General features: G+C 28.0%; 7 protein-coding genes and 1 riboswitch. Of the genes, 2 read left to right on the top strand and 5 right to left on the bottom strand.

The window, feature by feature from the left end; all coding sequences use genetic code 11:
• The 3 genes from ribB to ribD form a co-directional block, all read right to left on the bottom strand.
• The coding region (gene ribB, locus Q0J90_RS00830; protein WP_297276118.1) for a 3,4-dihydroxy-2-butanone-4-phosphate synthase at nucleotides 1–635 on the bottom strand (635 nt) is incomplete at its 3' end.
• 82 nt (nucleotides 636–717) lie between these two features.
• Nucleotides 718–1,359: a riboflavin synthase gene (locus tag Q0J90_RS00825; protein WP_297276117.1), complete on the bottom strand. Its 642-nt coding sequence runs from the start codon at nucleotides 1,357–1,359 to the stop codon at nucleotides 718–720.
• 112 nt (nucleotides 1,360–1,471) lie between these two features.
• On the bottom strand, nucleotides 1,472–2,581 hold the full coding sequence (gene ribD, locus Q0J90_RS00820) for a bifunctional diaminohydroxyphosphoribosylaminopyrimidine deaminase/5-amino-6-(5-phosphoribosylamino)uracil reductase RibD (RefSeq protein ID WP_297276116.1): 1,110 nt from the start codon (nucleotides 2,579–2,581) through the stop codon (nucleotides 1,472–1,474).
• A 130-nt stretch (nucleotides 2,582–2,711) separates the two neighbouring features.
• A riboswitch (FMN riboswitch) is annotated at nucleotides 2,712–2,847 on the bottom strand.
• A 359-nt stretch (nucleotides 2,848–3,206) separates the two neighbouring features.
• Here ribD and Q0J90_RS00815 point away from each other — a divergent pair.
• Together Q0J90_RS00815 and Q0J90_RS00810 are read left to right on the top strand one after the other, a co-directional pair.
• Nucleotides 3,207–3,821 (top strand): hypothetical protein, encoded by a 615-nt coding sequence (locus tag Q0J90_RS00815; RefSeq protein WP_297276115.1) that lies wholly within the window; start codon nucleotides 3,207–3,209, stop codon nucleotides 3,819–3,821.
• Between the two features lie 381 nt (nucleotides 3,822–4,202).
• Nucleotides 4,203–4,991 (top strand): basic amino acid ABC transporter substrate-binding protein, encoded by a 789-nt coding sequence (locus Q0J90_RS00810; RefSeq protein ID WP_297276114.1) that lies wholly within the window; start codon nucleotides 4,203–4,205, stop codon nucleotides 4,989–4,991.
• On the opposite strand, the gene Q0J90_RS00805 is transcribed toward Q0J90_RS00810, so the two are convergent.
• A complete protein-coding gene (locus tag Q0J90_RS00805) occupies nucleotides 4,988–5,764 on the bottom strand; it encodes an MgtC/SapB family protein (protein WP_297276113.1) in 777 nt (258 codons plus the stop codon). The two genes, Q0J90_RS00810 and Q0J90_RS00805, sit on opposite strands and share 4 nt — an antisense overlap.
• A 148-nt stretch (nucleotides 5,765–5,912) precedes the next feature.
• The gene (locus Q0J90_RS00800) at nucleotides 5,913–6,332 is read right to left on the bottom strand and encodes a PTS sugar transporter subunit IIA (RefSeq protein WP_297276112.1); all 420 of its coding nucleotides are present in this window, start codon (nucleotides 6,330–6,332) and stop codon (nucleotides 5,913–5,915) included.
• Between the last annotated feature and the right edge of the window lie 178 nt (nucleotides 6,333–6,510).

Below are 6,510 nucleotides of genomic sequence, written 5' to 3'. Positions count from 1 at the left end.
TTAGCATAAAGCTCCATTAAATCTTCATTCTTTTTTCTATAATCAATCAAATCAGAAACTGTTATCATTTTTATATTATGCTTTTTAGCGAAATCAATTAAATCATCTCTTCTCATCATATCGCCGTCATCTCTCATAATCTCGCAGCATAAACCGCATTCTTTAAGTCCTGCTAATCTCATCAAATCAACAGTAGCCTCAGTATGTCCCATTCTTACCAATACGCCGCCGTCTTTTGCAAGTAATGGAAACATGTGTCCAGGGCGTCTGAAATCTTCTGGTTTAGAATTCTCATCTATAACTTTTAAAGCAGTGATAGATCTTTCAACTGCTGATATTCCTGTAGTAGTTTCAACATGGTCAATAGATACTGTAAAGGCTGTTTCATGATTATCAGTATTTTTTGAAACCATTTGATTAAGATTAAGTCTGTTAGTTATTTCTTTACTAATAGGCATGCATATTAAACCCTTAGCATAAGCAGCCATAAAGTTAACATTTTCTGTAGTAGCAAATTCTGCCGCACAGATTAAATCTCCCTCATTTTCTCTATCTTCATCATCAGAAACAAGAATTAATTTTCCTTTTTTTAAATCCTCTAAAGCTTCATTAATAGTGCTGTAAACATTTTCCATTTTTACGCTCCGTTTTTATTTTTTGTTCAGATTTTTCCTTTTAATTATTAGCTGTAAAAAACTGTAAAAAGTGCATAAATTATTAAAAACCGTTTTTAAGTAAAAAATCCATTGTTATATTAGACTTTTTACTATCATTATTATCTTCTTTAAATGTTAAAAGCCTTTCAACATATTTGCCTATAACATCATTTTCTATATTAACCTTATCACCCTCTTTTTTATAATAAAGTACAGTTTCCTTTAATGTATTAGGAATTACCGCTATAGAAAAAGTATTATCAGTTAAACTAGCCACTGTCAAACTTATGCCATCAACAGCAACAGAACCTTTTTCTACTATATATTTCATTAAGTGTTTAGGCACTTCAATAATAAGTATAATAGCATTATCATCTTTCTTCATAGACTTGATGCTTCCCACTCCGTCAATATGTCCGCTTACTATATGACCGCCGAATCTTCCGCTTAAAGTCATAGCCCTCTCAAGATTAACTTTACTTCCATTTTTTAAACTTCCTAAATTAGTACGGTTCAAAGTTTCTTGAGTAACATCTGCATTAAATATTTTATTATCAAAGCTAGATACAGTTAAACAAGTACCATTAACAGCAACGCTATCACCTAAATGCAAATCATCAAATATTTTGCTAGCTTCTATTGTAATAACTTTGCTTTGTACCGATTTAACAGTTCCTATTTCTTCAACTATACCAGTAAACATTATAATATTTTCTCTCTTAAATAATTTCTGTACTTTTTCCCGCCGCAAAAAGTACCAAAAAGTGCAAGTGTAAAATTAGTTTCGTATAATATTAATATATTTTATTTACAAATTAATATTTTAAATAATACTCCAAAAATAAATCGTCTTCTATTTTTGTTATGCTGCCTTCAACAAGTTTAACAGCATTATCAGGATCATCTATCCCTTCTCCTCCTATTGGAGTTTTTGCTTCAAAGCCTCCGAATATTTTTGGTGCTATATAAACCAAAGCTTTATTTACTAGCTTTTCTTTTAATAAACTAGCATGTAAAGCAGCACCGCCTTCAACATACACACTGTCAATATTTTTTTCTTCTCCAAGTATTCTCATCAAATCATTTAAACTTACTTTGCCGTTATCATTTTCTGTTTTTATTATCTCTATGCCAACACTTTCAAGCTCTTTTATTTTTTTATCATCATTGCTAATAGCAGCTATAAAAGTTTTTATTTCTTTTGCAGTTTTACAAATATTAGAATCCAAATCTATTTTTAAAGAACTATCCAAAATTATTCTTATAGGGTTTCTAGTATTTGGAAGTCTGCAATTAAGTGTAGGATTATCTTCTATTACAGTATTTATTCCAACCATTATAGCAGAGTATTTATTTCTAAATCTATGAGAATGCTCTCTTGTTTTTTCTGAAGTTATCCATTTCGATTTACCGCTCACAGCAGCAATTTTACCGTCCATAGTCATAGCATATTTCATAACAATAAATGGTCTTTTATTTGCTATATAATAGAAAAAAACTTCATTTAACTTTCTGCATTCTTCTTCAAGCACATTCACTACAACCTCAATTCCAGCATCTTTTAATTTTTTTATGCCGTTTCCTGCCACTTTAGGATTAGAATCAACGCATCCTATAATAACTCTTTTTAACTTATTTTTTATAATAGCATCAGCACAAGGAGGAGTTTTTCCATAATGAGAACAAGGCTCTAAAGTTACATATATATCAGCATCTTCAACATTTTCGCCTTTTTCTTTTGCATCTAAAAAAGCATTAATTTCAGCATGATTCTCGCCATATTTTTTATGGTAACCGATTCCTATAACTTTATAATCTTTCACTATAACAGCACCAACCAAAGGATTAGGACTTGTAAAACCTTCCCCTTTCTTTGCTTCTTCTATAGCCATTTTCATGTATTTTTCATGCGTATCATTTTGCATAATGCTAATACTCTTAAAAAATATTTTTTATTAATCTTTGGGTTTTTTATTTAGAAGGATTTCTGACTATAAACAAAAAACTCTAAATGTTTAAACACTTAGAGCTAAATTTATGTAGTAAGTTACATCACAATATCTTCTACCATCCAGACTTTAACTGTCGGTTTTGGAATCGCACCAAATCTGCCGTTTTTGAATAAGAAACATCAAAAAGGCTCGCGGACTTTACCGCCGGTATGGAATTTCACCTAGCCCCGAAGATTTATATAATAATATTATAATATAAAAAAATTCTATTGTCAAGAAGCATACATTCTATTTTTACAAATACCGCCGATTACATACCCTGCCAAAGTATTAGTTATATTACAAACGCTTAATCAATTTGTTTTATAATTAAAATAAATAAAATTTAATAACAGATATGACGATATATTTAATTAAGTCTTTATAATTACCCTAATGGTTTTGATTAAATAATATAATAATTTCCATTGCTTAAGTTCAAGTTAATAAGTTTTTATTTTATTCAATATAATACTTTTTATTAAAAAAATTTTATTAAAACTCAAAAATTTTAAAGTAAAATATTGACATAAAAATCAAAAAAGAATACCATTTATTTATGGAAAACATAAATATAACAATCACTGAAATTAAGAATCCAGATAACTATTCTTTAATCAATAAAAAATATCAAAACAATAACACTAGTATACTAACTATATTATGCCTGCAGTCTCTTTCGGCATTGCAGAAATTAATTAAAGTTTATTATAATATTTCAACAAATAAACTTAATATAACACATAAATATTCTAATTCCTCTAATTCAAAAATAAGCATTAGTAATAATGTTTATAATAAAAATTTATTAAAGAGAGTTCAAATTATGAAAAAAAAGATTTTATCTATTTTTGTAATGGTAACGGCTTTATCATTACTAGGCATAGGCTGCAACAAAAAAATCACAGATCCGACAAATGAAGGAGGAACCATCGAAGAAAATACAAAAGCAATTAATGCTGCATTAAATGGTTTAGGAAAAATTTATATTAGTGGCAGTGTAGTATCATCTCCTGATATCATTATTAGTAACGAATATGATTTTACTATTATAGCAGCAGATAGTACAGGAACATCTCATAGTATTATGGGGACATCACGCGGCGGGGTGGTAACTGACATTGATACATTATTAGGGCAAATAAAAAAATTGAAGGCAGCGGAATTACAGTAACTGCTGCTACTAGACCTAATGGAAAAAATGATCCTCTTATTCTTACTGTTAAAAAAATAATGCTGTTGTAACTCTTACTATTAGGCCTCCATTAAATGGCTGGAAAGGATTTTAATTAATTTGTATTCTATAATAGTTTTTATGTTTATTATAGAGTATATAGCGTATACTATACTCTTACACAGCATAAAAGCTATTATTTAAGCCTTTATAATTATCCTAATAGGTTTGATTAAATAATATAAAATAAAATCCATCGCTTGATTTCAAGCTAAGGGGTTTTTTCTTTATGTAAAAAATATATACATTTTAAAATAAATTCCTTGACTTTTTCAATTAAATAAACTATCTTTATAAAAGACATATAATACAAATATAAAAATGAATAAATTTATATCTATCATTACTCTGATGCTTACTTTGTTAGTATCTTGTAATAATTCTCAAAATACAGAAAAATCAGGAATAAACACAAACAATAATATCACTAATAGTAATGAAACAGCAGAAACTAATAAAACAATGATGGTTGGAATATATGTATATGATTACCCATTCAGATATTTAAACAACGGACGAATAGGCGGATTTGATTATGATCTTATGAATGAAATAGCAAAAGAAGCAGGATTAAAAATTGATTTTATAGATATGAAATTTGAAGAACTTATGCCCGCACTATATTCCGAACAAATATATATTATCATAGCAGGTATGACTGTAACTGAAGAGAGAAATAAACTTGTAACATTTTCTAAAAAATACTATCACTCTACTCAAACAATATTAGTTAATCAAAACAATACAAACATTAACAGTTTTAATGATTTAGCAGGCATGCATGTAGGTGTTATAAGCAGCACTATAGGAGATAGTTATATTTCAAAAATACAAGGTGTAAATTTAGAAAGATTCGATACAGGAAGCACAGCATTGTTAGCATTAAAAGTTGAAAAACTAGATGCTGTTGTATTTGATAAAGTAACATGCGAACATTATGCAAAAAATGATAAAACTATAAAACTTATAGAAGATCCTGCTTACCCAATAGAACATTATGCCATAGCAGTTAGAAAAAATGAAAATGAATTGATTAATAAAATTAATGAAGGTCTTGATAAAATAATGGCTAATGGAACATATCAAGCATTAATAAATAAATATTTTTAAAAATTAGGATTATCTCTCATATTCTTTAACATCTTTATAGGCTTAATATCCAAACTTATTAAAATATTTTCTATATTTCTATAATCAAGAGTTGGAACGAATATATTGAGCTTACTTACTATATTAGGAGCAGAAGCATTGCCTACACTATTTGGAACTTCTTTCCAGCCTAGTATTTCCATTTTTACAAATTTTATTCCGAATTTTTCAATCTCATTTTCTATATCTATTTTTGATGAACATTCAACTAAATAAACTATTGATTTTCTTCTATTGGCTATAAAATACGGTATAAAAAATCTAAATATAGAAGTGCTTAAAAATATACAAATACATCCTATACCTGATAATACCCATTGACCCGAACCTATTACTATACCCAAACAAGCAGTAACCCAAACTATAGCAGCAGTAGTGATGCCATGAAGTTTACCTCTATTTTGTATAATCATACCTGCACCCAAAAAACCTATACCTGAAACTATCTGTGCCGAGATTCTGTTATAATCTGGAACAGTATATAATAAATCGCTTCCTAATTTTATAAGTTCGGCATTTTCAAGCATGATTGAGCGTGCAAAAACTTCTTCATAACATGATAAAATAGCAGCTCCCATACATACTATACTTGTTGTTCTGCTTCCTATCGGCTTCTTATGCTGCGCCCTCTCCCAGCCTATGAATATACCCATTATATAGGCTACTAATATTCTTGTAGTAATTTCTAATATACTGTAATCTGCTAATGCATACTTTATAGACTCTTTAAACATAAATAATAATCCAAATTTAATATACTGTTAAATATTATCGAAAAAAAATGATAAAACAAAATAAATACTAATTGGGGATTCACCTATTTTTTAGGCAAATCCCCAAAATATTGTTTAAGTACGCTTCTGAAAATATTTCAAATACAGCTTACACTATATCCTGATAAATCTCTGAAAATGTTTTTGAATGCAGAACTATAGAATCTCTTGATACGCTTACAATATCATTTATCAATTTATTAGCATCATCATGTACATCTGAAGCAAAATATTCTATAACCATATCCAAATTCATGCCGCTTATCAATGATATATGACTATACTTTCTATAAAACTTACTTGCTATATTAAAAGGTGTACAACCGTATAAATCAGTAAATATTAGAATATTATTATTTTGAATCCTATTTAATATTAGCTGCAACTTTGCTTCTATAGTGTCGTAAGTATCGTCTGCCTGCATATCTATAACATCGTAATTATCCAATTTACCAAGTATGATTCTGCTTGCTTCAATCAATGCTGATGCTAAATTTCCATGGCTCATTAATACTAAATTAGGTTTCATAACAATCATCCTCCTATATACTTATTTTTCCTCATACCTTATATTATAAATATAATAATTGTTTTATATTATTCAAATTTTATTTACATAAAATTTAAATAGTTTATATAATTTTACATTCATGTTATGATAACTAAATAAATATTAATGAAATTAGGATTTATCTATGAAAAAACTT

This window comes from uncultured Brachyspira sp., assembly GCF_944390595.1.
Taxonomy (GTDB): domain Bacteria; phylum Spirochaetota; class Brachyspiria; order Brachyspirales; family Brachyspiraceae; genus Brachyspira.
Note: the sequence above shows the minus strand (reverse complement) of the source record. Positions and strands in the feature narration are given on the sequence as shown.

Coding starts and splice junctions, on each gene's coding strand:
- Q0J90_RS00825 (WP_297276117.1), bottom strand. CDS start 1,359: ATGTTTACTGGTATAGTTGAAGAAATAGGAACTGTTAAATCGGTACAA.
- ribD (WP_297276116.1), bottom strand. CDS start 2,581: ATGCAAAATGATACGCATGAAAAATACATGAAAATGGCTATAGAAGAA.
- Q0J90_RS00815 (WP_297276115.1), top strand. CDS start 3,207: ATGGAAAACATAAATATAACAATCACTGAAATTAAGAATCCAGATAAC.
- Q0J90_RS00810 (WP_297276114.1), top strand. CDS start 4,203: ATGAATAAATTTATATCTATCATTACTCTGATGCTTACTTTGTTAGTA.
- Q0J90_RS00805 (WP_297276113.1), bottom strand. CDS start 5,764: ATGTTTAAAGAGTCTATAAAGTATGCATTAGCAGATTACAGTATATTA.
- Q0J90_RS00800 (WP_297276112.1), bottom strand. CDS start 6,332: ATGAAACCTAATTTAGTATTAATGAGCCATGGAAATTTAGCATCAGCA.